This is a genomic window from Methanosarcina hadiensis (genome assembly GCF_046529725.1).
In the GTDB taxonomy this organism is placed as follows: domain Archaea; phylum Halobacteriota; class Methanosarcinia; order Methanosarcinales; family Methanosarcinaceae; genus Methanosarcina; species Methanosarcina hadiensis.
On record NZ_CP136241.1, the window covers coordinates 3,601,105 to 3,626,489 of the forward strand.

The window sequence follows — 25,385 nt, forward strand, 5'->3', positions numbered from 1 at the left end:
AGGAAGAGTAAAAGATGGATTTATTCACAAAGAATATAAGGAAACTGATGGGATGGTGCCCGAACGCAAAAAAACTTGAAGCCGTAAATCAAAATAGCTTTTCTAATTTTGAAGCATATGACCAATCGGGAAAAGAAAAATCAAACGTTTCGAAGGCTTCAGACAAGCATTCCAGACTTGATATCCCGCTCTTCCTGTTTCCATTTTTCTTTACTCCTATTTATATAAACCTATTCCAAAAAGATATAAATACGGAAGCTTTCCTTCTTGGCCTTTCACTTTCTTTACCGATCTACTTGCTTGGCTGGAAAAAGCAGATGCATCAATACAATGCCGTGAAAGAAAAACCTGTTATTTCTCCTTCCTTTAGAAAGACATTAGCTTGTGTCGTCTTATTTCTATTCTTGGGTATTACTTTGCTTCTGGTTTTCTTGCCTTATATCTCACCTTATTTTTATCTTCTTAACGATCAGACACTGAACTCTTTTGTTTCGGGAACTCTGATTTTAATATGGGGTTTCTATTTCCAGCTAATTTACTGGGAGAGGAAGAACCATATGAAAATATATATAAAAAGAGAAAATGCACAGCAAAAGCTGTATGTTCCTGGAGAAAAGGGGGAGTACTATGAGCCGTGAGACCAGACACATAAAAAAGCTGATGGGATGGTGTCCGAACGCAAAAACAAATGAAGCAAGACGACATTTGAACATTAAGAGTTTTGAGAATTTTGAAGCAAATTCTCGGGAAGGAAGAGAAAAAGCAGAGATATCGGAAACTCTGTACGGGTACAGAAGAGTAAGCACCCGAATCTTCCTGATAAACGCAAGTCTTACCCTCCTGTATCCTATTCCACTTACCATAATAGGTCTGAAACATGAAGCCTTCCTTGCCGGACTTATAATTTCTATACTAATAGGTATCTTCGACTGGAAAAAGCAAATGAAAAGATACGGTACTCTGGAAAAAGAACCGGTGCTCGATTACTCGAGCAAGGTAAAACTGCTACTGTTTAAAAAATGGCACGGAATTCCAGGTTACATATTTTTGCTCGTTAGCTTTTACCTGTGGTCCGAAGGAAAAGAGCTTGCTCTGCCGTTTTTCTATTCATTCTTTGCAGGCTCTATCGTTTTCCTGTGGCTCGCTTATCTTCAGACAATTTACTGGGAGCGGAAGAACCATAAAACAATTTACTACAAAAGCTGTGGCACTTGGAAGACCGCTTATGTAGTAAGGGAGAGAAAATGAATGCCCGTTAAAATTTTTGTTTTTGATCTGATCAAAAAACTGATGGGATGGTGCCCGAATGCAAAATTATTCGAAACCGAATCTCGAATCAGCAGAGCTAATTTTGAAGCATATGGTCAATCAGGAGGAGAAAAAGCCGGTGGGCCTGAGGCTCTGAGCCAATTATCCAGGCTCTTTACCAGGTATGACGTCAGAATTCTTCTACCAACACTATTCTTTACTTTTTATCTCATAATTTTGATATCCCAAAAGGGTATAAACTCAGAGGCTTTCCTTCTGGGCCTTTCACTTTCTTTACTTACCTATTTGCTCGGCTGGAAAAAACAGATGAATAAGTACAATACCCTGGCAAAAAAACCTGCTGTTGTCTCTTCCTTTAAAAAAACATTCATCTGGGTTATCTCAGTCATAATTCTGGGCTTAATTTTGTTTATGGTTTTACTGTCTCATCTATCTCATATACTCTATTTTCTTAACGCTCAGTCAATGTATTCTTTTATTGCGGGAGCTTGGATACTGATGTGGGGAAGTTATCTTCAGCTAATTTACTGGGAGAAGGAAAACCATATGAAAATTTATATAAAAAGTGAGAAGGGGTTCCAGAAGATGTATGCACTTGGAGAAAAGGAGAGGGAACTGTGAACCTGAATATTGAATACATTAAAAAACTTATGGGCTGGTGCCCGAATGCCAGAGCATCTGAAGCCAGACGAAATGTTAGCTGTGAGAATTTTGATTCTGATGTTCCGGAAAGAGCAGGGGGAGAAAACGGAGGTCTGAAAAATACATGATGGTTCCGGAAGTCGAGTAGCAGAATTCTCTTAGTTGATTCTTTTCTTACACTTACATATCTCCTGGTAATGATCCAATTGGGCGTAAATGTAGTGACTTTACTCGCTGGATTTTTCATTTCCTTAACTTTTTTCATTTTTGGCTGGAAGAAGCAGATGCAAAGGTACGATACTCTCGCACAAAAACTCGTTCTTGATGATTCCAACAAGAAAAACCTGTATAAAAAACTTTTTCGAATAATAACTCTGATCTTCTATGCCACACTTTTTTACTGGATTTTTGCAGGAGATTTGGAAAGAAATTTTCTCATGAAAGGAACCCTTTCTTTCTTTGCAGGCGGACTCGCCTTCATGTGGCTTGGCTATCTTCAGATACTATACTGGGAAAGGAAGAATCACAAAACGATCTATTTTGATAAAAAGTATGGAAAGTGGAAAAATTCGTATATCATTCGGGAGAGAAAATAAATGCCCGTTAAAACTTTTGTTTTTGATCAGATCCAAAAACTGATGGGATGGTGCCCAATAAGAAAACTAATTCAGGGAGAAAGGCAGGAAGACTGTTTTTCAGACTTTAAATTAGAAAATAGGAACATTCGGCTAATATCCTCTCCCGTGGATCCGCACGAAAATAGAATTCCTAAGGTACGGGTTAGCTTCTTTGACTTCGGGTCTCTGATAATTACTTTTATCGTATCAATAATCTCTTTTATAATCTCTTTTCTTATATGGGCTTATGTTCCTGAAGACTCTTTTTTAATTATATTTTCAGGCCTTGTTATGTTCCTTATACCTCTCATATTCTTTCTTAACCGTCCCAATGTTGCTGCAGTAATGTCTGGAAAAATTATAATCAAGAGATCTATGCGTAAGCCTATTGTTGTTGAAAAAGAGGACATCAGGCAAATCTCGATAACAAAAAACAGAGATCATTCCCTTCGATGGTTGATTCGCTCATTTTATGCTATCTTTTTACCATTCTACCTTGGAGAGGGAATAATTAAAGCTTTAAGGAACTTGGAAAGGCTGTTTCCAGATTATATTGTATTAAATCTATTTCTGGTGCGTCTTGCAGGAGTAGCAATTTTCCTTGAGCTATTTTATAATTTCGAACTCCTAGCACCTTATCAACAGACCTTTAAAATTACTACAAATTCAAACCTTAAACTCTGGTTATATACAGAAAAGCCTGAAGAACTTGTCGCTATTCTCAAAAATGAGACGGGATAAAGAAGAGGAAAGAGGTGTTATCCTGAAATTATGACTTCTCTGATTTAGAAATGAATAAAGAAAAACAGAAAATAAACTATTCATTTCAAGCTTTTAATAAATTCCTGCCAGCGCTTTTCGTCTACAAGCTTCTGGGTATTGAGCATCCGCTTGAATTCGGCTGCACTTTTTTCTCCGACTTTTCCTTCAAGCCTATCTTTTAATTCCATTACCGCCCTCAAAATCCCGGTTGCTTCTTCATAAAGAGTTTCTGCCTCTGACACTGTGAGTTCTTCTGTTTCAAGCATTTCTTCATTGACTTTTGCCTTTTCTTCCAGTTTAGGGATAAGAGCTCTGATTTCAATGATTTCATCCGGACTGAGCAGATCTATTCCTTCAAGTTCCTTAATCATATCGCGCAGCCTGCACTCCTCATTATCGATCTCAACACTTTCAGGGATTTTCTTTCCTGCCCAGGCAAAGTCACTCCTGAGGCTCCAGAGGAGTTTGTTGCGCTCCTGATAATTCAGATATTCAGTTACTTTTCCTTCTGTGTTAGTCTCGTCTTTCATGAACTCTTTCCCTCAAATCCAGACTTATTTATGGTTTACTCCCTCGTTCTCATATTCTTTTCGATTTTTCCCGAAAAATCTCAATCCGGATTTGGAGAATGGACAGATTCCATAAAGAAATAAAATTAAAAATTCGGACTGCCCCTGTTACTCCCCTGTTACTTATTTATAAATTAGATACAGGAAGTGCTGAAAATACTGGTTTTTTTAAATTCAGCACTCTTTTTAGCTTTTAAAAATCAGAGTAAATTTTCTGCGATCTCTTCGGTAATTACATGTTCGCAGTAGAGGCAGTGAAGAGTGACTCCATCTTCTTCGGACTGCAGCACTGAAAATTTTGATTTTATAGGCTCACTGCTGTTTGAGATACAGCTAGAATTCGTACAGCGAACAACGCCTTCCACATAAGACGGAAGCACGACGTTATTTTTCTGGACCACTACAAAATCCCTTATAATATTGATTGTTGCTTTAGGGGAGATAAGGGCTATTCTATTAAGTTCCTCAACGCTGAGTTCTTTACCCTCGATCTTAACAACGTCTTTTTTTCCTCCTGCCCCGGGAGCGTTCATCACAAAACTGATAGTCGCCCGAAAAGAACTTGATATTCCCAGAATTCGCAGGACATTCAGAGCCTGTCCGGATTTTATATGATCAATTACAGTTCCGCTCTCGATTGCCTGGACTTTTAAATCTCTTTTTTCTTTCATTCAATCACCCCTATTGCCAGAGCAAGTAAAGCCATCCTGATAGGAACTCCGTAAAAGGCCTGCTCAAAGTAGCGAGCATGTGGAGTTTCATCAACATCAGGAGAGATTTCGTTTACCCTTGGGAGAGGATGAAGGATCTTAAGTTCAGGATCTGCGGATTTTAAGAGATCTTCCGAAATCCTTAACTTATTTTTAACCTTTTCGTACTCTTCAGGATCAGGAAAACGTTCCCTCTGAACCCTTGTCATGTAAAGGACTTCAATATCTCCTATTATTTCCTCAAGACACTCGGTTTCCTTTATACGGATATTTTTCTTCTTAAGTTCTCGAACAATTTCCTGGGGCATTCTGAGTTCAGGAGGCGAAACAAAAGTCATTTCTGCTCCATAAAGGGAAAGTGCATAGCAAAGGGAATGTACCGTCCTCCCATATTTCAGGTCTCCTGCCATGGCAATCTTCAAGCCTTCAAGATGGCTTTCCCGGCGGATGGTATAGAGGTCAAGAAAAGTCTGGGTAGGATGATGGACAGAACCATCTCCCCCATTGATCACAGGGACAGATGCAAATTCCGTAGCCATTCTTGCTGACCCGTCAAGAGGGTGGCGCAGCACAATAAGGTCGGCATATTTGCTGATCACACGGATGGTATCAGCAAGATTTTCCCCCTTCATAACAGAACTTGCCTCAACCGAACCCAGACTCAGGACCTGCCCCCCCAGCCTCTGGGTGGCAACCTCAAAAGAGAGACGTGTTCTTGTACTCGGCTCAAAAAAAAGAAGAGAAATGATTTTTCCGTCAAGCAGCCTGGACCTTTCTTCCCCACTGGCTACAGGTTCTAGTTTTTCTGCGGTATCCAGAATATAATCGATTTCTTCCCGTGAAAAATCTTTCATTGAGATGATGTGCCGGTTCTTGAATAACATCAATTTTTCATAAATGATGCTCAGAGATATAATCTTTGCTCCGGAGATTTCCCAGGTTGATACTGAGGCAAATAAATCCTGATCACTTTGGAGCTATTCGATTTTATTTCGAAACGTTCTTTATAAATTCAAGCCAGAGCTTGGCATCCCTGACCCTTTGCTCATTGAACTTCTCTTGAAAGCGTTTTGTGCTTTCTTTAAGAGTACCGCTCTCAATTTCTTTAAGATCCGTTATTGCTCGCAGCAAACCTGCAGTCTCATGATAAAGGGATTTTGCCTCTTCCTCCGTAAGAGGTTTCTCTTCAAGTTTCTTCTCGTCTTCTTTCTCTCTTGCCGAAATAATATCGATGCATTTATCTATTCGAGACTTTTCATCCGGAGTAAGATTTTCTTTTTGAATCAATTCCCAAACGTAGTTGTGAAGCGGATATTTTTTGCCCTCAAATTCCACATAATCCGGGATATGTTGCCCTACCCAGAAGAGGCGGCAGTGTAGAGCAGATAGTAGCTGCTTGCGTTCTTCATCCGTTATATATTTATGAGAAAGGTTTTCGTTCTCGTTTGATTTCAGGCTCTTCTCCATGACCTATCCCCTGAAGATAAATTACTCTCCCAAATAAAAAACATTTTGTAGAACCTTTTAATATTGAACTCTCGACTTATTGGAAATTAAACTTAGAAAACAAAACTTTCAAAAAGAGAAACTCAAAATAGAAAGTAACATTGATAGCAAAGAAACAGTGTGCATAAAATAGGCAGCAGTAAATGAGCGAAATAATAGAGAATTTAAAAAGGATAATAAATATCCAGTAAAAATTTAAGAGCACGTAATTTTGCATAAATTAAACCAAAAATGAAAACAGAAGGGAAACCGATATAAACCAATTTTTCACACTTTTCAGTTTCCCAATAGAGGTGATACTATCGTTCCCATAATTCAGGTAGCACTTGATCTTCTGGAACTTGACCGCTCTGTGGAGATTGCAAAGGAAGCAGTTGCAGGAGGGGCAGACTGGATCGAAATAGGAACTCCCCTGATCAAGAGCGAGGGCATGAACGCAATCCGCACTATGAGGAAAGCTTTTCCTGACAGGACAATTCTGGCGGATATGAAAACTGTAGATACCGGAGCCATGGAAGTGGAAATGGCAGCAAAAGCCGGTGCGGATGTGGTTATTGTCCTGGGCAGCGCCGACGATTCTACAGTGCTTGACGCACTTCGTTCAGCCCACAAATACGGAGTCAGGTTGATGGCAGACCTGATTTCGGCTCCGGACCCTGTAAAAAGAGCAGTGGAACTCGAAGCTCTCGGTGTGGACTATGTGAACGTTCACGTAGGCATAGACCAGCAAATGGTTGGAAAAGATCCCATATCCGTTTTAATGGAAATTTCAGAAAAAGTGAGTGTCCAGCTTGCAGTAGCCGGAGGGCTTGATGTTGAGAGTGCGGCTCAGGCAGTAAAAGCAGGTGCCAGAATTGTGATAGTTGGAGGGAACATAACCCGTTCTGACAATGTGACTGAAGCTGCAATGAAAATAAGAAAAAGTGTAGATTCCCCCGACTCTGTAAACATTCGTAGCAGAGAAACCGTAGACCAGGAAATAAGGGAGATCTTTAAGGAAGTCTCCACCTCTAACATCTCGGACGCAATGCACAGGAAAGGAGCAATGAAAGGCATTCACCCTCTTGTAAGAGGAAAAATGGTAGGGCCTGCAATTACAGTGCAATCCTTTCCGGGAGATTGGGCAAAAACAGTCGAAGCCATTGATCTCGCAAAGCCAGGAGATGTAATAGTAATTTACAATGAAAGCAAGGATGTTGCGTGCTGGGGAGGGCTTGCAACTCTTAGCAGTTTGAATAAAGGAATTGCAGGTGTGGTAATAGAAGGAGCTGTAAGAGATATAGACGAAGTGGAAAATCTGGGGCTTCCGATTTATACCAGCAATACAGTCCCAAATGCCGGAGACCCGAAAGGGTTTGGAGAAATCAATGCTGAAATTACATGCGGGGGTCAGACTGTCAAGCCAGGTGACTACATAATCGGTGACGAAAGCGGGGTTGTTGTCGTCCCGAAGGAACGCGCCTACGAACTCGCAAGACGGGCAAAGGAAGTAAACAAAACAGAAAAAAGGCTTTTCGATGAGATCCGGAGAGGTGGAACCCTATCGGAAATTCTTGAGCTCAAGAAATGGGAAAAACATTGAGAGGAGCAAAATTCTCTGAGAAAATTTTAAAAAACCCATGTAAAGCAGAATAAAAAGGAGAAGACAAAAGCAGAGATAAAACCGGGAATCAACCTGAAACAAAATCTGGGTCAAAAATATCTGATTTATTCGCTCTGAGTCAGAACTTTGGGAGGCGAGGATTCAGATCCCTGGAGTCGACAGGGATTTTTTTTCCCGGTTTACACTGCTCCGGAGATAAGGCTTTTCGAAATATGTGGCCAGATATTTAATGAATAACTAGATATTCAATATGTAGTCAGATATTCAATATGTAGTCAGATATTCAATATGTAGTCAGACGTTTGATAAAGGCCTGGAGACTTGTGTTACTTTTTTATACAAGGAAGTACATGACAGTATTAATAAATTAATATTGAGAATTCAAATGCTTCTCTAGGGGGTGAAGCTATTTTGGGTTCAAAATCCTTATGTAAGCATATAAACAGGTCTCTAAATACATTTACACATAATGAAGAAGCCGTAAACCGCATGGTGGTCGCAGCTCTTGCGATGCTATGCGTTGGGCTTCTTGCTCTTATGGGAGGGGCTGTTCTCCTTGGCGGTAGTACTGAAAGAGCCCTTAAGTCAGGAACTTTTACGCAGCTCGATGTTCAGATACTTGATTCAAAGAACCTGAACATCGAGCATAAGGGAGGGGATCCGATCAACCTTGGAGAAAAAGCAAGCGTATATCTCCAGCATAACAGTATCGAATACGAAATCAGCCCTGACCCTCCTGTCGTTCTTGAAGTTGCAAACAGTATAAAACTGGCCTTGCCTGATGGTGTTGAACTCAAAGAAGGAGACTCGGCTATAATCACGATAAAAAACGAGAGGAAAAATAAAATTATCTACAGAAAAGAGCTTCTTTCGGACTATTAAGTTGGAGAAAGCATATTCGATAGCAGAAGAGATCTTATAAGCTTTAGTTCTTCTTCATGGCAGCCCTCTCCTGCCTTCAACCTGATCAGGGAGTCGATTTCAGCTTCCAGTACTTTCAGTACTGATTTTACTTTTTCCTGTCTCTCTGGAGGCACAAGTCCTTCGATTTTTTTGATTCTACCTGTAAGTATCAGTTTCTCAAATTGCCTGTAAACGTTTTTCACGCTTAAGCCTTCAATTTCCGCGATTTCACCGATATCCAGTCCCTGTGTGTGGAGCAAATAAGTTTTTTCAAGAGAGGCCTCTTCAAAGAGACCTGGATCTTCAAAGAGACCTGTATTATGAGAATCAACTTCAGAAAACTCATTCTCTTCTATACCTATTTCAAAAGAACTATTTTCGGAATGATTTTCGGAATGGTTTTTGGAAAGACTCATATTGAGTGTATTGCCAGTTGACTCAGGAGAGTTTCCTTCAGGATCCTTTTCTTCAGGACTCTTTTTACAAAAGCTGTCAGAAGAAGCTGACTCAGACCAGTCCTGAATGCTCATATCCAGATATCTTACTTTTTTTGCTGGCAAATCGCATGTTTTTGAGGATCCTTCGGGAGGACTACCTGAGGATGAAACTTCTAATCTTTCCTCTTTACCGGTTATCGAAGGAAGAGTTTCTATCCCGTTATCTTCCATTTCAACATCAAGCTTTGATAAAGAAATTTCATTTTTCAGGCTGCTTCTCGAAATTTCATTATTTTTTTCAATTTCAGCACAGTTATTTCCGGAACCTTCTGATTTCTCTTCAAGTTTCAGGCCGTAGTCCCTGCAGTAATCCCTGATCTCTTTAAGAAAATCATCCCCATACTTCCGGAGTTTATGGTCTCCTACTCCTGTAATTGAATGGAACTCTTCAGGAGTATTCGGAAACCTTGAAGCCATTTCTTTCAGGCTTGTATCAGAAAAAATGATATATGGAGGAAGATTTTTACTCAAAGCTATCTGCTTCCTCAGGGCTTTCAACCGCTCAAAAAGAATGGGGTCGTGCTCAGTTCCGGATCTTTGTAGCCCTGAAGGCTTCGCCTTTTTAAGAATATCAGTAGCAGTTGAATATTTACAGGAAGGAAGCTGCTCATCATTATCAACTTTTCCCGGAATTTTGCCCGCAGGAGGTGCCTGCGTAAAGCTTTCCTCAGCACCGGGCATAAAGCCTTCAGGACAGACAAGTTCGATGCTTTCAGAACCGTTCAGTATTTTCCTGCTCATAGCGTTCAATTTCAGAACAGGATACTGCGCCCCGCTGATTTCCAGAAATCCGGTGTTCAGCATTTCAGAGGCAAGAGACCTCCATTGCTCCTTTGTAAATTCCTTACCGCTTCCGTGAGCTCTCAGTTTCTCATGACGGTTCTGCTTGATTTTTTTGGTCTTTGAACCTGTAAGTACATCAATAACATAGTTAGTACCGAAACGCTGGTTCAATTCAAGGATGCAGGCAATCAATTTTCTGGCAGCTTCAGTTCCGTCAAAAGTGTTTTTAGGCCTGAGGCAGGTATCGCAGTTTCCGCATGGTGTTGAAAGTTCTTCACCGAAATATTCCATAAGAGTCTGACGCCTGCACTTGCTGCCTTCACAGTAAGCTACCATTTGCCTTAACTGCACAAGGGAAATGTCCTTCTCTTTCTCGTTTGTTTTCTGCGCTATGAAATACTCAATTTTAAAACGGTCTCCCCTGCTGAAGAAGAGGATACATTCACATGGACTGCCGTCCCTGCCCCCGCGTCCTGTTTCCTGGTAATAGCTCTCAAGGTTCCGAGGAAGGTCATAGTGGATTACAAATCTAACATTGGACTTGTTGATGCCCATTCCAAAGGCAATGGTAGCCACTATTATGTCCACATCGTCTTTTATGAACATCTCCTGATTTCTGGAGCGATCACTATCCGAAAGACCAGCATGATAGGGAAGAGCCCTGAACCCGGCAAGGTTCAGCTTTCTTGTCAGGGTTTCCACATTATTCCGGCTCTGGCAGTAAATAATTCCGGCTTCTCCCCTGTGCCTCAGAAGGTAATCGGTTATCTCTGAAAAAGTGTCTTTCTTCGGCCTTACCTCATAGTAAAGGTTCCTGCGGTTAAAACTGGCAACGTAAGGACCTTTTTCCGGGTCGATATTAAGGCCTAGCTGGGATACAATATCTTTTCTGACTCTCTCGGTAGCTGTAGCCGTAAGTGCAATAACAGGCACATCAGGAAAACCGGTCTTTGAATCCCTCAGAAGTTTCAATTTTCGGTATTCAGGCCGGAAATCATGCCCCCATTCGGAAATACAGTGTGCCTCATCAATTGCAAAGAGACTTACTTTCCCTTTCTTCAGGAAAGCAAAAGTCCCGGGCATCATAAGCCTCTCAGGGGCAATATACAGCACTTTCAACCTGTTTTCCAGGAAAGCTGTCTTAACATCCCGTACTTCTCTGGCACTCTGAGTGCTGTTAAGGCAGGCTGCCGCAATCCCGTTTGCTTCAAGCCCGTCTACCTGGTCTTTCATCAGGGAAATCAGAGGAGAAACTACAACAGTAACTCCGTCCAGAAGTAGAGAGGGTAGCTGGTAGCAGATCGACTTGCCCCCTCCCGTAGGCATTAACACGAACACATCTTTCCGGTCAAGGACATCTCTGATGATTTCTTCCTGTAGGGGCCGAAAGGCAGTGTATCCAAAGTATTGACGGAGTACAGAGTGCATTCTGGAAGACATCAGTACTCTGGACTCGAGTTCATTTTTACTATCCTTCAATACACCGTGACCGGTAACCATTGTTTCATCCCTAAATTGCAGAATTAATATTATACGAGAAGAGAATTCGAGAATATTCTCAAAGTTTATTTGCGTATCAAACAGATGACATAAAGCAATTTACAACACTTGCATTAGTACTATAATTATTTGTGGATTCATAATTATTTATGGATTCATAATTATTTGTGGATTCACAATGCTGTGATGTTTCGAATTCATCATATTTAAGTTTCAGGTAAGCAGAGTGAAAGTATTATATGTTCAGGGTCAGGAAATGTCTGGCTGTCCTGAGGGACAGGAAATGAATTTTTAAAAATGAATTTTTGAAACTGGAGATATGAGAGATTTGGGGTAAATTACCTAATTTGTCATGAGACTTTAGAAAGAAATTTAAAGAAAGAGGACATTTAACTTTACTAAGAAATTCTGTGTTAATAGAATGCTCCAGATTAAACAAAAACTCCCAAGTAACGATGATGGTACCTTTTCTTCGCAGCTGATAGGACTTAAGAAGAAAAGGTGAGGCCGCTAAGGCGGAAAAGCAGACGTGGAAGTAAAGAATGGGGGGAATGGAGCGGCGATATAACCTCTTAACCAGGTATCCTCAGCGCCTGGGAAGTAGTGCCTGGAAGGAGGTAAGAATAGGGGGATGAATTATAGCCGCCCATATAATCTTTACTTCCACTGTTTGCAGAATTAACTTTTCTTTAACAGGATATTAGCTAACCGACGTTTTATGCTGAGGCATAAGATGTATTTCAGACATAACTATTCTATATAAGATCTATTTATAATTAATCGAAGATGATCATAAATAGAATAAAGGTATTCCACTCAGTATTCCACTCACTACATAACTTCTGTTTGTTCAAAACTTTTATTCATTTTTTGTTAAGAACTTTATAGACTCCGATCTTAATTTGAGCTTTACTGAGATATAAATGCAAGAATAGATATTCAGAAACATAAGTGTTTAAATATCAGGTCGTTTGTACTTATGATTCGCAGTTTTTATTATTTTGTAATTTTTCAGCTTTATTCTCAGATTAAATTATAAATTTTTTAATCCGTAAGATGGCATGATAAAGCGAGCATAAATTTCCAGAGATTCCAGTACCCAGAACAACCTGATATTTCACAGCAATCCTATCTGAAAAGTTCCTGTAACTGCTAGAAGCACTACCATAAGAAAAATTATCAGTTAGAAAATTGATCTTTATGGCATATTGTTTTAATTAGATCCCATTTTTGCAGAAACCTTTAAACCTTTATTTCTTCAGATCCAGGACTCCTTTTTCCTGAACCATCAACTCAAGGATCTCGACTATTCTCTTCTGGGATTCAGCCATGTTCTCCAGTGCCTTAACAATACTCTCAAGCTTATCAATTATTTAGTAGTCCTCATTTCCCATTATATCACTAACTCCCTTCCGGTTTTTCCACTAATTACTTTCAGGTCTTTTCAATAACATATTTGGAGAAGCTTAATATATAATTATAATTTTTAGTTTTCTGGAGAAGGTTAGCAACAAATTTCCGGACTTAAAAATTGATCTGAATTTTTCGATTACTTGCCGTTTTGACCCGCAGACATCAACGAACTTCTTCTACTATACCTTTAACTTTCTCTACTATGCCTTTAACTTCCTCTACTATACCTTTAAATATCAAAAATCCCATGCACTGACTCATATATCATAACGATAAGACCAAATTTCCATGATCTCCATAATTACTATAAAGTTACCAATAACGATCATTTCTTCAAAGGAAGATTCACTTTAAGGAGCACTTCAATGGTAAAACCCGAAAAATTCATTCCGAAAGCAGTTGAGAAAATAAGCCAGGAAATAAAAGACGGGAAAGCAATTATTGCACTCTCCGGCGGTGTGGACAGCTCTGTCTGTGCAGAACTGGCTTACAGGGCAATTGGGGACAGGCTGCAGCCGATATACATCGACACAGGGCTCATGAGAAAAGGAGAAACCGAAAGAATAAGGCACATCTTCTCTCACATGAACCTGGACATCGTTTATGCAAAAGACAAGTTCCTTGCAGCCCTGGAAGGCATCACTGACCCGGAAGAGAAAAGAAAAGCCATAGGTGAGACTTTTATCCGGGTATTTGAGGAAGAAGCAAAGAAACTGGCAGCCGATTACCTGATCCAGGGCACGATTTACCCTGACAGGATAGAATCCGAAGGCGGTATAAAGTCCCACCATAATGTAGGAGGGCTTCCAAGCGTCATGGACTTCAAGAAAATCGTTGAGCCTATCGAGGACCTTTACAAGGATGAGGTTAGGGAAGTCGCCTGGGCTCTCCAGCTCCCTGATGAGATCTGTGAAAGAATGCCTTTCCCCGGTCCAGGGCTTGCTGTAAGAGTTCTCGGAGAGGTTACGGAAGAGAAGCTTGAGGTAGCAAGAGAAGCTAACTTCATAGTAGAAGAGGAACTTCTTGATAGATTCTGCCCCTGGCAGACTTTTGCTGCCGTGATCGGCAAAGGAACAGGAGTAAAAGGAGATGTAAGGGCTTACGGCTGGATCGTAGCTGTAAGGGCAGTGGGATCAAGAGACGGAATGACTGCAGAAGCCCTCGAACTTCCCTGGGACGTGCTCAAGCACCTTGAATCAAGAATCACTTCCGAGATCCCAAAAGTCGCCAGGGTGGTCTATGATATTACTCCCAAACCGCCTGCAACAATTGAATTTGAATAAACAAAAAATTATAAACGTCACAAACAGTTTGAACTATGAGTTTTAATGTAGGGGAGAACTGTTTAATGTTAACGCAGGAAATAACACCGGATACGATTGAAGAATGGAAATCTGTTTATGAGAAGTACAAAAACCAGTTAAAGCCGAACAATAAAACAGCGGAGCAACTTATTGAGTACCTGAAACAAAAGTATCCGGTAAAAGAGATAACTGACAACAGGTTAAAAAAAGTTGTAACTGAGAATGTCCTGCAAAATGATTGCTTTGCAGAAAAACTGCCTGCTGATAAAGACCCAAAAGCGATTGTATTTGCCATTCAAAACAAAGGTGCTGGAAAAGCTCTTTATGAAAAACAAGATGCGCAATTTAAGGGAGAAGGCATCGTTGTAGGCATAGAGATTGTGACGGGATATTTCATGGTTGAAGGCAGCAGTATGCTATGGGATGAATTATTTGCATACAGAGGATTAGATGCAACGGACTTAAAAAATTTCTATTTAGTGGCAGAGTATATCAATTGCTTGAAAAAATATGATATAAAAGAAAAAACGGAAAAATACTAATCAAAAGAAATAATCAGAAGCGAAGTTTGCTCAGGCTTCTGAAACCTTTTTTTACAAATAACGCAGAAATGTGTTAATCATAAAATGAATATTTAGAATAAAATGAATATTTAGAATAAAATGAATATTTAGAATAAAATGAATATTTAGAATAAAATGAATATTTAGAATAAAATGAATATTAATTCATAAAGAGAGTTTTAAGCCCATGTCCCTTAATAAAGCAGTACTGGATATCCGGCAGCGGATCAAAGTAAAGCCTTCACCGACAAACGAACCTGCAGCAAGCTGGACCGGAACAGACCTTGTAGACGGGGTCCAGACAAAAACACTTACCGTGATCTTTAAGAGTGCAGGCTGCCGCTGGGGAAAAGCCGGAGGCTGTACAATGTGCGGTTATGTTTACGACTGCGCAAGTGAGCCGCCAACCCTTGAAGACTATGAATCTCAGCTTGCAAAAGCGCTGAGAAAGGCTGAAAAGTTTTCCGAATTCATGGTCAAGATCTTTACTTCAGGCAGTTTCCTTGACGAACAGGAAGTCCCTCCGGAAGCCAGAGATGCAATCCTTAAAAACCTCGCAGAAGATTCCAGAGTCACCAAGGTTCTCGTCGAAACGCGCCCTAACTTTGTAACCGAAGAAAACGTACAGGCCTGCTTGAGCATCCTGAAAAACAAACCATTCGAACTTGCATTCGGGCTCGAGACGAGTTCGGACAAAATCCGAAAAGACTCCATTAACAAAGGTTTCACATTTCGGGACTTTGTCCGGGCAGCAGAAACCGCAAGAAAATATGGCACAACCGTAAAAGCATATCTAATGCTCAAGCCACTCTTCCTCTCCGAAAAACAGGCAATGGAAGATATTATTCGCTCCATAGACGATGCAGCCCCATATTCGGATACTATTTCAATTAACCTTTGCAATGTCCAGAAAGGCACACTTGTAGAAGCCCTATGGGAAAAAGGACAGTACCGCCCTCCCTGGCTCTGGAGCATAGTCGAAATTCTCCGGAAAGCGAAAGCCGCTCATCCTGATCTTCCCCTGATGTCCGACCCGGTAGGAGCAGGCTCAAAACGCGGTCCTCACAATTGTAAGGAGTGTGACTCGGAAGTTGCTGATTCCCTGCGGACATTTTCACTCACCCAGAACCCTGCAGATCTCAGCAGCAGAGACTGTGGCTGTAAAGAGCTGTGGAGACAAGTTCTGGAAATAGAAGACTTCACTTACGGAACGCCCATTTTAGACTGAACTGCTGAAAAAACATTTTTTTTGAGAAACAGAATAGGGGGAATTTCCCCTATAAATTAATCCTCTTGAGCGAAGCGAAGCTCGGATATCGAGGCAAAGAATATGCCCTGTCCTTCATTTTGAAGAAATAGATTTGCCACCTCTACTACTTTTTCTTCGAATTCAGCTATCAGCGTATGGGCACCGCTGCAAATAAACGCTGCTTATTCTGGCTTTGTAGAAGACCTATCTATAGGAAACCTATCTAAATCATCTACAAGAGGCTGGAAATTGATGGACAAAAATGTGTCGGGTTATTCAGTTCAAATAAATGGAAATCCATTATTTAAGAGGAATTCTACATAGCCCTTATTCTAGCTAATGATATAATCAGTAGATCATCGTTCCGACTCCGCCATCAGTAAAGAGTTCAAGAAGCATGGAATGGGAAACACTACCGTTTATAATATGCGCTCTCTCTACACCACTTTTGACTGCAACAGCCGCACCTTTAAGTTTAGGAATCATACCGCCTCTTATAATTCCTTCCTCAATAAGAGAATCAATCTCATCGATATTTACGCGGGATATGCGGCTTCCCGGGTCTTTTATATCTCTCAGGAGACCACAGACATCGGTCATTAGAATAAGCTTTTTAGCATGCAAAGCTGCCGCAATGTCTCCTGCAACAGTATCTGCATTTATGTTAAGGGCATTGCCTTTCGCATCCACAGCGATAGGAGAGATAACCGGGATATAGCCTTTCTCAAGCATAATATGGAGAATTTCAGGGTTTATGACCTCGCTTTCCCCAACCCAGCCGATATCCACTTCAGTTTCCACGCCATCGACAAGTACGCGCTTTGTGGCTTGCTTATGACCAAGGATCATTCTTCCGTCATAACCTGTAAATCCGACACCTTTGCCCCCAAATACTCCAATAAGTGACACGATTTTTGTGTTTATATTGCCTACCAGAACCATTCTGGCAATTTCCATAGTTTCGTCATCCGTGATGCGAAGCCCCTGGAAGAATTCAGCCTTTTTGCCCATACGTTCCATTTTCTCAGTGATTTCAGGTCCCCCGCCGTGTACAATAACGGGTTTGATACCCACATAACGCAGAAGGACGATATCTTTTATGATATCCTCCATGATCTGGGCGCTGACCATTGCGTTTCCACCCACTTTGATAACCATGATTGAATCATAGAACTCCTGCATATAAGGCAGGGCTTCGATGAGCACATTCTCTCTTTTGAGTTCCATAGTTTAGGAATCAGAGAATCTCTTTTTAAACTTATCGTTGAGTAGTAAGGGCAAAATTAGAAAGTTTCTCTAAAAAGGGAGATACAGGAGGCTCGTAAACGTTAAATTAGAAATTAAATTAGAAATAAGCCAGCCCGGATAGTATTAAATCAAAAACCTGCCCAGGCTAATTCATATCTGGATTTCAAAAATGAAATAAAGAACCCCGATCTCCAGGGGATATAAGGATAAAAGTTCACTCGAGTTTTTCGATCTTTTCTTTCTTAACGAAGGGTTTGCTGATTTTCTCAGGCATCCAGTCAGGCCTGTTTTTTGGGGCTGCAACAAGTTCTTTCCATGCCTTGAAAACGTGCACCTTCTTTGTCCCGCGTTCCCTGAGGCGGATGATATCAGGTTTGGATTTAGTCCCGGCGCCCCGGTTTGCAGCTTTCAGGGCAGCCTGCCGAGGCTGTTTTCCAGTGAAAACTCCGTGTTCATTGCCTTCTTCGTCTCGTAAAACAAAATTTCTTGTGTTGGACATAAAGGTCACCTCGCAAATTGTATTGCTAGACACTGATTAATTTTTAAAGTATATAAAATCTTTCTTCGGATGTTGCCTGTAGTTAGTGGTTTATCAAAACTGCTCTTAATCCGTAGAGGGCATATTGGATAAATTTTTTTAAGTTGTTAATAAAATGGGAAATATTTAAATAATTATTCCTTGTTAGAAATTAAACTCAAAATAGTATTCAGGAAAAGGTTTTTAGATACTCTAATAAAATATTTTTTATTGTACTTTTGGAAAAGAACCTGGAAAGCACAAACTTTACATGCTATTACTTCTTATGGTCAGTATATTTTTCCAAATGCATAGAATAAAAATACGTATTTATTAAAGATTGATTCTACAAATCAAGCACACTTATCTTTTCACGGATCTGGTTAAATATGGAACACTGTACCTTCAATCTCCCGGACGTCCAGGCCAGCAAACCAAGCATAGCTATTAATCTTACCCGTGTCGGGGTAACAAACATGAAAAAGCTGGTTGAGATCAAAAGAAAGGACAAGCGCCCAATAGTATTGATTTCAACTTTTGACGTCTTTGTTGACCTGCCTTCAGACCGCAAGGGAGCAAACCTTTCAAGAAACTTTGAAGCTGTAGACGAAGTGCTGGAAAAGGTTCTCAGCACACCGGTATACGAAATAGAACAGCTATGCAGCGATATCGCGCATAACCTGCTGGGCCGCCATGAGTATGCAAATCAGGCTGAAGTCAGGATGAAAAGCGAATATATGATAAGGCGCGCCTCTCCTTCCACCGGAATCAAGTGCCAGGAAGTAGTTAATATCTTTGCTGAGGCTTCGGCTGTAAGGGGCGACGGCGACAGGGACTATTTTGATGTGAAAAAGCTCATAGGAGCCGAAGTTGTAGGAATGACTGCCTGCCCATGCGCCCAGGAAATAATGAGGGATAAAGCTGCAACCGAGCTTTCCAAACTAGGAGTTGAAAACGAAAAAATCATGAAGTTCCTGGAAAAAGTCCCGATGGCTACCCATAACCAGCGCGGAAGGGGTATCATTTCAATCAAAGTAGCTCATGATTTTGACGTTTCCCTTGAAAGTATAATAAAAATAATTGAACGCTCCATGAGTTCAAGCGTTTATGAAGTCCTTAAACGCTCAGACGAGAAGGTTGTTGTGGAAACTGCACATATGAACCCTAAATTTGTCGAAGACTGTGTAAGGGCAATGGCAGATAATATAGTAAAAGAGTTCCCGAACCTCCCGGATAACGCAGTAATAACCATCAAGCAGACCAATGAGGAAAGCATACACAGGCACAATGCATTTGCCGAAAGAGTAGCTCTCATGGGAGACTTAAGGCAGGAAATCAGTCAGTAAAAAGTTCTACCAGTAAAGAAGAACTATACCGAATAAATGTAGCTGGTTGCTGAGAAATCAGTAGCCACTAAACTCTTTTTTCATTTTACAATTGGAAATTTCTTTAAATGTTTCAGGCTTCGAAGCCTATTAAAGTTAAATCACATAAACTTTATTAAAGGTCCTGAATAACTTATAAGCAATAATTAAGAAGGAGCGGACTTGCAGGGCCTAAGATGCCAGCGTCCTGGAAGCCCTAGAGGTGAAAGCATGGCTGATGCTGAGGAAATCACAGCGGTAGGGCGGAATAAGAAGACCATCAAAGTGGGAGATGCTGTCAAATACGTAAATAGCGATACTTTGAGCCGTGTTGCCGAGATCAAAAAGGACGAACAGGGGAAAGTTTGGGCTTTGCTCGAAAGTACGGATCTCTGGTATAGAGAAGAAACTCTGGAATACACGGATCTCAAGCCCGCAGAAAAGAAAGAACAAAGAGAATTTACTGCCGAAGAACTGGAAGAAAGGTTCAGGAAAGAAAGAGAAACAGTACAGACCTTCGACCTAGGAAAAGCCGGAGGAGGAGGGGCAGGAGGCTGATTCTTCCTGTTTTTATTCTACCTCTTTTTTCCAGGTTTTTCAGATTTTTAATTCTTACTTTTAAGCGGTTATTCTTTTAAACAGCTATTTTTTTAACAGCTATTTTTTTAACAGCTATCTTTTTAGGACTTACGCGGTTGAACTGAAAAACAACAGCTCTAAACCTTCAACTGTCTAAATAGACGATTTAACTGCAAGGTCTATTGATCATGATTCTAATCCTCAAGTGCGTAAGTCCTACTTTTGTTTATTAAAAGAAATGGTAGTTTAGTATGGATGACTGCCATCCCACAGAATTACCATTTCATTTTTCCTGTATTTTTATCCGCTGTGCAAGAATACATTTTCCGCCGTGTCTGCCGCCAAGCGGGTTCTGCGGCGTACCAAGGGAGTTCATGCAGCGAGCCATAACAGCCGCGCCTCTGGCAAGCCCGTCATCCACAAAGACTACCCTTTCATCGATTTTAGGGGCAAGGTTCATTTTCTCAAGGCAGCTCAAAATCAGTTTAGGTTTGTTACCTGTAATTCCTGCTCTGCCTGTAATTCCGATAGTGCTGTCTTCAAAAATTAGGCCTTCTTTCTTAGCAACCTCTATGAGCCTGCACACCACTCCTGCCATCACCTCATCGATGACAGCGTATACTATCGACAACCCATGGCTTTTGCAGATTTCCATACCTATCGCGCTAAGTTTTCCCATATATGAGCCGTTCTCGCCCACATCGCAGCCTATAAGGGTAACACCCAATTCTTCAGCTGCATCCGGCCTGACAGGAACACTGCCGTATCTCTTTCTATCCCTGGGGACTTTTTCAATAATTATGAGTTCATGAATGCGCCTTGAGTAGTCTTCTATAGTTTTGGCTTTCATTTTCAAAGTAATGAAAGAAGGAGGTTTCTGTTTTTCAAAAACTTCCAGAGCAGTCCCTACTTTTGAGTCAACAACCTTGGATCCCCGGATAATGGCATCAGGAATTGCACCTGCGAATCCGCAGAAGTTTCCGATTGTTTTTGCATATGGCTGGTCAGGGCTTGTTATCCTGCCGTCAAGGGTAGTTCCGAAGTCGATAGAAATGCAGGGATTCCTGAAATCTACATCTGTCAATTTGGCTGCTTCTTTTATTCCTGCAGTTGCAAGCTCTCCTTCCATCTCGTTTGCAACAATTTCAACGCCCGTAGAGCCGATCGGAGGTGTAACACTGGCTACAGCCCCATCAAAGATTACTTTCTCCAGTTTACTGTATTTCTGGAGTTTCTTAGTAATGTTTGAGATGGACATGGGAGGAGTCATATTTTTAGGAGGGACTCCTGCCATCAAACAGCCGTCTGCCAGGGCTTTGATAAACTCACCGACTTCTTCCGGAGAATCAAAGCCTGCCACAACACCAGTAGAGCGTACCACAAAGTTGAGGTCAGTTTTTATATCCAGGTTGGCTTTTTCCATTGACTCGGCAAGGGTACTTTTAACCAGTTCTGCAACGGCTTCACGCGTAAGTTCTACACCTGTAAGAGTTTTTCCAAACACATCTTCTCCGGGCTTTGGAGGGCGGACATCTCTGGTCATGCGTACTACTTTATTAATGATATGCGTCCTGCCAGTATCCATATTGGTAGCTGTAAGGATACTTTTAGTTGTAGTGTTTCCTACTTCTACAGAAGCTACGATAAAGAATGGTTTTGATTTGAGATCAATCAAACGAACCTGAGGAGATTCTGCAATTCTGGGTTTCAGAGCCATTTTTTATTCCTTCCTGAGGATCTGTACATAGATTAAATGGAATTTTTGTCCTGTGTTATTGAATCTGCAGTTATTGAATTAGTTCGACTTATCACAGGTATAAAATAAAGTTCAAATAAGCATACGAACTAGAAAGCAAATTTTAATACCGGTCATTCTGGAGAAAGTAGCCTCCAGGATTTGATAAAGAAGTATGACAAGAACACAATTTAGCTGAAGTTTAAAGATGGTATGACTAAAGTCTATAATAATCTTTGCTAAAATGCTTTAAATCGCAGCTTAAATCACAGCCTTAGATCGCAGCTTGTTAATTGAATTTTATTATGATCAATATATTCACGGTTGAATAAAATCTATAAGTTTTTATCTTTCCTCATTCTGCTTTGATTACCTGTTTTTTATGGCTGCGTTTTGTTTATTTACATTCCTGATTCATTGATTTCGTTTCTCTGCACAATAATGATTCTATTCTACATATGACGCCTTCGTTTCCTGTTCATTGTCAGCATTAGAAAGAGTGCTTAACCTCAAAGAGGCTTCACAACCTTAGACCGCCTGCCCATAAGAATAAATTGCAGCACGCAATTATAAAATATAGAAAATTATAAAGAACAAGTATATAATAATGTTTAATAACTTAGATATCCTATAAAAATATAAAAATCACATAATAAATGACCGATGATAAATCGAACCGGGAATAATGTACCGGATTTTCCTGAAATTCTCAAATAAACGCCTACAGGAGGCTTTTAATGCCGCTTGATCCAATTTGCAAGAAAATTATATCTGACGATACTGAATACTTTTCGGATTACGGGGGAAAAAATTACCGTTTTTGCAGTGCAGAATGCAAGCAAAAGTTTGACGCACTGGAAAAGAGTGTTATCAGACTCAAACGGAGCCTGAGTGAAAAAGAGAGGATTTCTTTCGGAAAATTAAAACGGGACATCATAAAGCCCGGCATCTGCACTCTTTGCGGAGCCTGCGCTGCAAGCTGCGAATACATTACCATAAAAGACGGAAAGCCCGAACTGATTGGCCCCTGTAAAGCCTGCGGGGTCTGTTACTACCAGTGCCCCAGAACCATCACCACTGAAGAAGGATTGATAGGGAGCTTCAGATACGCTTATGCTGCAAAGTCTGCCATACCGGAAATAAGAGGTCAGGATGGTGGGGTCGTGACTTCTCTTCTCCTCTATGCCCTGGACGAGGGGCTTATCGATTCTGCAGTTGTCACAGTCCGTTCGGAAGAAGAACCATGGAAACCCATCCCCATAGTCGCAAAAACAAGAGAGGAAATCCTGAAGAGCAGTGGCAGTATTTACTCGCACTCAATGACGCTTGAAGCCCTTATGAGCGCAGTGAAACAGGGAATGAATAGCGTTGCTTTTGTAGGGACGAGCTGCAATATTGATGCAGTCACGAAAATGCAAAAAAGCTCTTACGGTTTTTTGCACCTGTTTATGAGGGCAAAAGTTCTCAAACTTGGGCTTTTCTGTATGGACACTTTTGCTTATGAAGGGATAAAAGCCGTACTTGAAAGCTATGGGATTACACTTGATAACGTCGATGCCATGAAGATCCGGAGAGGCAAATTCGAAGTTACACTGAAAGATGGAAAGGAACACGTCCTGGAGCTCGATGAGTTTGACGAACACAGAAGCTCTTCCTGCCGATTCTGTACGGACCTTACCGCTGAAAACTCAGATATCTCCTTTGGAGGAGTTGGCAGCCCAAAAGGCTACACAACGGTCCTTGCCCGTTCAGCCATAGGATACGAAATATTCAACGAAGCCGTAGACAACGGCTATATCGAAGCCCGAGAACTCAAAGACGACGAACTCGAAAGAGTCCTCAACCTGGCAAAAATGAAGAAGGTCCAGATGTACGACCTGAACAGAAGGCAAAAAAAGTAAAGTAATAGAAAAAAAGGATCAGTCTTCTTGAGCGAAGCGAAAAGGACACCGTACTCCCGAGACGGGACTCGGGTGGTACAGATGTATGACCTTCACAGGAGGCAGAAAAAGTAAAAAATCAAAATTGAGAACCACTACCTTAGCAAGCTGGGGATCCTGGCTTGCTTATCTTTTAAATCTTCCCATAAAGAAAATTAGAAAAATAATTATCTATTTTTCACCATACCATTCAAAAAACCAGATTTCAATGCCCATAAATTAGTCCTCTTGAGCGGAGCGAGTAGAAAGGACACCCCCCTCCAGAGACGGGACTCAGGTATCTCAACCCAAAAGTTAGTCCTCTTGAGCGAAGCGAAAAGGACAGCGTACTCCCGAGGCGCAATTCGGGAAGGACAGCGTACTCCCGAGGCGCAATTCGGGAAGGACAGCGTACTCCCGAGGCGCAATTCGGGAAGGACAGCGTACTGTTGCGATTACATCACAACTACAAGAAAAATCTATTATTTTTCTGTCCCGAGGCGCAATTAGGGGTGAAAGGACCGCTTTATTATCTATTTAGCCTTTCCGGATCAAAAGGAGCCCCTGCACGTAAATAGGATATAACTGCAAAAAATATCGTATTCTGCAGCAGGGTCTTTACAAAAATCTCGTCCCGAGTGTTAATTTGCTTTAACTGGCTCCTCAAGACAAAGATGCTTAGCTAAAGGTTCTGGCTCTTTCTTCTCGAAAACAATCTCGGGAATAATTGCTGTGGTCAAGCAGTAATAACATGGACAACGCTGCTTTGTAATTTCGTTAAACCTTTCGACTTCTTCCATGCTCATTTCAGAATCTACCATTATTTCAAATTTGATGGATTCATAGATAGGAATTACAGGCTCCTGGAAAATTCCAAAGCTTGCGCTTAAATCCATATCAGCCCTGACTTTAATCTTGAACTGGTTGAGCACTATACCTTCCATTGCAGTCCATTTGGCAAAAGAAGCTGCAAAACAGGCTGCTATTCCATACAGGCCATACTGGACAGGGTTTGGAGCGGTTCCCCCACCTCCAAGAGCTGTAGGTTCATCTGACTGAATCAGGAATTCTCCTCCGTTCTCAGATTTTATCTTTGTGGAAAATTGAGGCCCCGTCCTTCCAATCTCCCAGTTTCCTTCAAACTCAATTACTTTTTTAGCTTTTGAAGGGTCTTTTCTTGCTTTCTGAATAGTCTCACTAAATCGATCCACTTCTACCCTATTTATTATCAATCGTTCACCCCAGTTCCAAAGTAACTCTTGTTGCCACTTAAACTTCAGATTAATCTTCAGGAGTTTCTAAAATCTGTCTTTATCGATAGATAATGGGAGAGATTGTAATTATAAATTTAAAGTATACATTATATACTTATTTGCCAATGAAAACAATCAGCATCAAACTAGCAGGAAAAGGTTAGAATTAAAGATACGTTATTAGATTAGATTAAAGATGAATTGTTAGTTGCTTATTTCAGTCAAATCGGGAAAAAGAGACGCATAAGGTTTGATATAGATTAACTCAATTCCCCCAGTGCATGCACTTAGCAAAAAACACCTCCTAGTTCACACTGTTAAAACTAACATTTGTAGATAAACCAGAAGGTATAAGAATATTTCTATGTGGATTCCGCAAAATTTTAATTATGATGTATAATATAAGACCAGGGTTGGTTTTCATTTAACAAAATTCCGCAGTTTACTCTTAGAATATGTTAAAAATCTTTTTCTGCTTACTCTCCGAAATGAGAATAGGAAGAATATATATTTATTTCATAAATTGTTTCTATTATGCATTACCATCGGCATTCTATTCAGGATCATTCTATTTTTGAGGAATTTTCATGATCACAAAAGAAGATGTAGAACACATCGGCTGGCTTGCTCGTATAGAAATCAATGAGCAGGAAACGGCCGAGTATATGGAAAAACTTAACTCAGTTCTGGAGTATTTCGGGCAGCTTGATGAATTGCCGACCGAAAATGTTGCTCCCACATACCACGTTGCTGAGATCTATAATGTATTCAGGGAGGATGTGGTAGAGGAGTGCCTCCCGCAGGAAGTCGTTCTTGCAAATACCGAACACAAACAGGACGGGGCTTTCAGGGTCCCGAAGATTGGCTGAGGAGTTGTTTT

Annotated in this window: 24 protein-coding genes and 1 pseudogene; 16 read left to right on the forward strand and 9 right to left on the reverse strand. The window is 40.8% G+C overall.

Annotated features, from left to right (window positions below; genetic code table 11):
- The first annotated feature begins 14 nt into the window (after positions 1-14).
- The 5 genes and pseudogenes from RSJ42_RS15445 (at position 15) to RSJ42_RS15465 (ending at position 3,269) form a co-directional block, all read left to right on the forward strand.
- Positions 15-638 (forward strand): DUF1673 domain-containing protein, encoded by a 624-nt coding sequence (locus RSJ42_RS15445; RefSeq protein ID WP_410508151.1) that lies wholly within the window; start codon positions 15-17, stop codon positions 636-638.
- On the forward strand, positions 628-1,248 hold the full coding sequence (locus RSJ42_RS15450) for a DUF1673 domain-containing protein (RefSeq protein WP_410508152.1): 621 nt from the start codon (positions 628-630) through the stop codon (positions 1,246-1,248). Before RSJ42_RS15445 ends, RSJ42_RS15450 begins: the two co-directional genes overlap by 11 nt.
- The gene (locus RSJ42_RS15455) at positions 1,249-1,890 is read left to right on the forward strand and encodes a DUF1673 domain-containing protein (RefSeq protein WP_410508153.1); all 642 of its coding nucleotides are present in this window, start codon (positions 1,249-1,251) and stop codon (positions 1,888-1,890) included.
- 29 nt (positions 1,891-1,919) lie between these two features.
- Positions 1,920-2,507, forward strand: a pseudogene (locus tag RSJ42_RS15460) (DUF1673 domain-containing protein).
- Positions 2,508-3,269, forward strand: a complete 762-nt coding sequence (locus tag RSJ42_RS15465) for a DUF1673 family protein (RefSeq protein ID WP_410508154.1) — start codon at positions 2,508-2,510, stop codon at positions 3,267-3,269. It abuts the pseudogene before it with no gap.
- 80 nt (positions 3,270-3,349) lie between these two features.
- Here the strand turns inward: RSJ42_RS15465 and RSJ42_RS15470 are convergent, their stop codons facing one another.
- From RSJ42_RS15470 to RSJ42_RS15485, 4 genes are all read right to left on the reverse strand, one after another.
- On the reverse strand, positions 3,350-3,820 hold the full coding sequence (locus tag RSJ42_RS15470) for a DUF5788 family protein (RefSeq protein ID WP_410508155.1): 471 nt from the start codon (positions 3,818-3,820) through the stop codon (positions 3,350-3,352).
- A 239-nt stretch (positions 3,821-4,059) separates the two neighbouring features.
- Entirely contained in the window at positions 4,060-4,530 is a 471-nt protein-coding gene (gene pyrI, locus RSJ42_RS15475) for an aspartate carbamoyltransferase regulatory subunit (protein WP_410508156.1), read from the reverse strand.
- Positions 4,527-5,453 carry an aspartate carbamoyltransferase gene (gene pyrB / locus RSJ42_RS15480; RefSeq protein ID WP_410508157.1) on the reverse strand — a complete coding sequence of 309 codons (927 nt, stop codon included), beginning with the start codon at positions 5,451-5,453 and terminating at the stop codon, positions 4,527-4,529. Before pyrB ends, pyrI begins: the two co-directional genes overlap by 4 nt.
- Before the next feature lie 103 nt (positions 5,454-5,556).
- Entirely contained in the window at positions 5,557-6,036 is a 480-nt protein-coding gene (locus tag RSJ42_RS15485) for a DUF5788 family protein (RefSeq protein WP_410508158.1), read from the reverse strand.
- Between the two features lie 391 nt (positions 6,037-6,427).
- Here RSJ42_RS15485 and hxlA point away from each other — a divergent pair, with 391 nt between their 5' ends.
- Both hxlA and RSJ42_RS15495 read left to right on the forward strand, forming a co-directional pair.
- Positions 6,428-7,657, forward strand: a complete 1,230-nt coding sequence (gene hxlA / locus RSJ42_RS15490; RefSeq protein ID WP_410508159.1) for a 3-hexulose-6-phosphate synthase — start codon at positions 6,428-6,430, stop codon at positions 7,655-7,657.
- Positions 7,658-8,089: 432 nt separating this feature from the next.
- Positions 8,090-8,560, forward strand: coding sequence for a hypothetical protein (locus RSJ42_RS15495; protein WP_410508160.1), 471 nt, complete (start codon positions 8,090-8,092; stop codon positions 8,558-8,560).
- Here RSJ42_RS15495 and recQ read toward each other — a convergent pair.
- Complete coding sequence (gene recQ, locus RSJ42_RS15500) at positions 8,557-11,361, reverse strand: DNA helicase RecQ (protein ID WP_410508161.1); 2,805 nt, start codon at positions 11,359-11,361, stop codon at positions 8,557-8,559. The genes RSJ42_RS15495 and recQ overlap by 4 nt on opposite strands.
- 1,778 nt (positions 11,362-13,139) lie before the next feature.
- On the opposite strand from recQ, the gene guaA reads away from it, so the two are divergent.
- From guaA to RSJ42_RS15515, 3 genes are all read left to right on the forward strand, one after another.
- Positions 13,140-14,057 (forward strand): glutamine-hydrolyzing GMP synthase, encoded by a 918-nt coding sequence (gene guaA, locus RSJ42_RS15505; protein WP_410508162.1) that lies wholly within the window; start codon positions 13,140-13,142, stop codon positions 14,055-14,057.
- Between the two features lie 65 nt (positions 14,058-14,122).
- On the forward strand, positions 14,123-14,620 hold the full coding sequence (locus RSJ42_RS15510) for a hypothetical protein (protein ID WP_410508163.1): 498 nt from the start codon (positions 14,123-14,125) through the stop codon (positions 14,618-14,620).
- Positions 14,621-14,828: 208 nt separating this feature from the next.
- On the forward strand, positions 14,829-15,869 hold the full coding sequence (locus tag RSJ42_RS15515; RefSeq protein WP_410508164.1) for an archaeosine biosynthesis radical SAM protein RaSEA: 1,041 nt from the start codon (positions 14,829-14,831) through the stop codon (positions 15,867-15,869).
- Positions 15,870-16,238: 369 nt separating this feature from the next.
- Here the strand turns inward: RSJ42_RS15515 and argB are convergent, their stop codons facing one another.
- Both argB and RSJ42_RS15525 read right to left on the reverse strand, forming a co-directional pair.
- On the reverse strand, positions 16,239-17,117 hold the full coding sequence (argB, locus tag RSJ42_RS15520; protein WP_410508165.1) for an acetylglutamate kinase: 879 nt from the start codon (positions 17,115-17,117) through the stop codon (positions 16,239-16,241).
- Positions 17,118-17,352: 235 nt separating this feature from the next.
- Positions 17,353-17,637 carry a non-histone chromosomal MC1 family protein gene (locus RSJ42_RS15525; RefSeq protein ID WP_048136685.1) on the reverse strand — a complete coding sequence of 95 codons (285 nt, stop codon included), beginning with the start codon at positions 17,635-17,637 and terminating at the stop codon, positions 17,353-17,355.
- Between the two features lie 407 nt (positions 17,638-18,044).
- On the opposite strand from RSJ42_RS15525, the gene mptA reads away from it, so the two are divergent.
- Positions 18,045-19,001 (forward strand): GTP cyclohydrolase MptA, encoded by a 957-nt coding sequence (mptA, locus tag RSJ42_RS15530; RefSeq protein ID WP_410508166.1) that lies wholly within the window; start codon positions 18,045-18,047, stop codon positions 18,999-19,001.
- Between the two features lie 249 nt (positions 19,002-19,250).
- The gene (locus RSJ42_RS15535) at positions 19,251-19,577 is read left to right on the forward strand and encodes a DUF2098 domain-containing protein (protein WP_410508167.1); all 327 of its coding nucleotides are present in this window, start codon (positions 19,251-19,253) and stop codon (positions 19,575-19,577) included.
- 304 nt (positions 19,578-19,881) lie between these two features.
- Here the strand turns inward: RSJ42_RS15535 and RSJ42_RS15540 are convergent, their stop codons facing one another.
- Positions 19,882-21,315 (reverse strand): methanogenesis marker 14 protein, encoded by a 1,434-nt coding sequence (locus tag RSJ42_RS15540; RefSeq protein ID WP_410508168.1) that lies wholly within the window; start codon positions 21,313-21,315, stop codon positions 19,882-19,884.
- 755 nt (positions 21,316-22,070) lie between these two features.
- On the opposite strand from RSJ42_RS15540, the gene RSJ42_RS15545 reads away from it, so the two are divergent.
- From RSJ42_RS15545 to RSJ42_RS15555, 3 genes are all read left to right on the forward strand, one after another.
- On the forward strand, positions 22,071-23,234 hold the full coding sequence (locus tag RSJ42_RS15545; RefSeq protein WP_410508169.1) for a Coenzyme F420 hydrogenase/dehydrogenase, beta subunit C-terminal domain: 1,164 nt from the start codon (positions 22,071-22,073) through the stop codon (positions 23,232-23,234).
- Positions 23,235-23,319: 85 nt separating this feature from the next.
- On the forward strand, positions 23,320-23,496 hold the full coding sequence (locus RSJ42_RS15550; RefSeq protein ID WP_410508170.1) for a hypothetical protein: 177 nt from the start codon (positions 23,320-23,322) through the stop codon (positions 23,494-23,496).
- A 5-nt stretch (positions 23,497-23,501) separates the two neighbouring features.
- On the forward strand, positions 23,502-23,762 hold the full coding sequence (locus RSJ42_RS15555) for a hypothetical protein (RefSeq protein ID WP_410508171.1): 261 nt from the start codon (positions 23,502-23,504) through the stop codon (positions 23,760-23,762).
- A gap of 131 nt (positions 23,763-23,893) precedes the next feature.
- Here the strand turns inward: RSJ42_RS15555 and RSJ42_RS15560 are convergent, their stop codons facing one another.
- Complete coding sequence (locus tag RSJ42_RS15560) at positions 23,894-24,484, reverse strand: OsmC family protein (protein ID WP_410508172.1); 591 nt, start codon at positions 24,482-24,484, stop codon at positions 23,894-23,896.
- 608 nt (positions 24,485-25,092) lie between these two features.
- On the opposite strand from RSJ42_RS15560, the gene gatC reads away from it, so the two are divergent.
- Complete coding sequence (gene gatC, locus RSJ42_RS15565) at positions 25,093-25,374, forward strand: Asp-tRNA(Asn)/Glu-tRNA(Gln) amidotransferase subunit GatC (RefSeq protein ID WP_410508173.1); 282 nt, start codon at positions 25,093-25,095, stop codon at positions 25,372-25,374.
- Positions 25,375-25,385: the final 11 nt, after the last annotated feature.

Coding starts and splice junctions, on each gene's coding strand:
- RSJ42_RS15445 (WP_410508151.1), top strand. CDS start 15: ATGGATTTATTCACAAAGAATATAAGGAAACTGATGGGATGGTGCCCG.
- RSJ42_RS15450 (WP_410508152.1), top strand. CDS start 628: ATGAGCCGTGAGACCAGACACATAAAAAAGCTGATGGGATGGTGTCCG.
- RSJ42_RS15455 (WP_410508153.1), top strand. CDS start 1,249: ATGCCCGTTAAAATTTTTGTTTTTGATCTGATCAAAAAACTGATGGGA.
- RSJ42_RS15465 (WP_410508154.1), top strand. CDS start 2,508: ATGCCCGTTAAAACTTTTGTTTTTGATCAGATCCAAAAACTGATGGGA.
- RSJ42_RS15470 (WP_410508155.1), bottom strand. CDS start 3,820: ATGAAAGACGAGACTAACACAGAAGGAAAAGTAACTGAATATCTGAAT.
- pyrI (WP_410508156.1), bottom strand. CDS start 4,530: ATGAAAGAAAAAAGAGATTTAAAAGTCCAGGCAATCGAGAGCGGAACT.
- pyrB (WP_410508157.1), bottom strand. CDS start 5,453: ATGTTATTCAAGAACCGGCACATCATCTCAATGAAAGATTTTTCACGG.
- RSJ42_RS15485 (WP_410508158.1), bottom strand. CDS start 6,036: ATGGAGAAGAGCCTGAAATCAAACGAGAACGAAAACCTTTCTCATAAA.
- recQ (WP_410508161.1), bottom strand. CDS start 11,361: ATGGTTACCGGTCACGGTGTATTGAAGGATAGTAAAAATGAACTCGAG.
- guaA (WP_410508162.1), top strand. CDS start 13,140: ATGGTAAAACCCGAAAAATTCATTCCGAAAGCAGTTGAGAAAATAAGC.
- RSJ42_RS15510 (WP_410508163.1), top strand. CDS start 14,123: ATGTTAACGCAGGAAATAACACCGGATACGATTGAAGAATGGAAATCT.
- RSJ42_RS15515 (WP_410508164.1), top strand. CDS start 14,829: ATGTCCCTTAATAAAGCAGTACTGGATATCCGGCAGCGGATCAAAGTA.
- argB (WP_410508165.1), bottom strand. CDS start 17,117: ATGGAACTCAAAAGAGAGAATGTGCTCATCGAAGCCCTGCCTTATATG.
- RSJ42_RS15525 (WP_048136685.1), bottom strand. CDS start 17,637: ATGTCCAACACAAGAAATTTTGTTTTACGAGACGAAGAAGGCAATGAA.
- mptA (WP_410508166.1), top strand. CDS start 18,045: ATGGAACACTGTACCTTCAATCTCCCGGACGTCCAGGCCAGCAAACCA.
- RSJ42_RS15535 (WP_410508167.1), top strand. CDS start 19,251: ATGGCTGATGCTGAGGAAATCACAGCGGTAGGGCGGAATAAGAAGACC.
- RSJ42_RS15540 (WP_410508168.1), bottom strand. CDS start 21,315: ATGGCTCTGAAACCCAGAATTGCAGAATCTCCTCAGGTTCGTTTGATT.
- RSJ42_RS15545 (WP_410508169.1), top strand. CDS start 22,071: ATGCCGCTTGATCCAATTTGCAAGAAAATTATATCTGACGATACTGAA.
- RSJ42_RS15550 (WP_410508170.1), top strand. CDS start 23,320: ATGACCTTCACAGGAGGCAGAAAAAGTAAAAAATCAAAATTGAGAACC.
- gatC (WP_410508173.1), top strand. CDS start 25,093: ATGATCACAAAAGAAGATGTAGAACACATCGGCTGGCTTGCTCGTATA.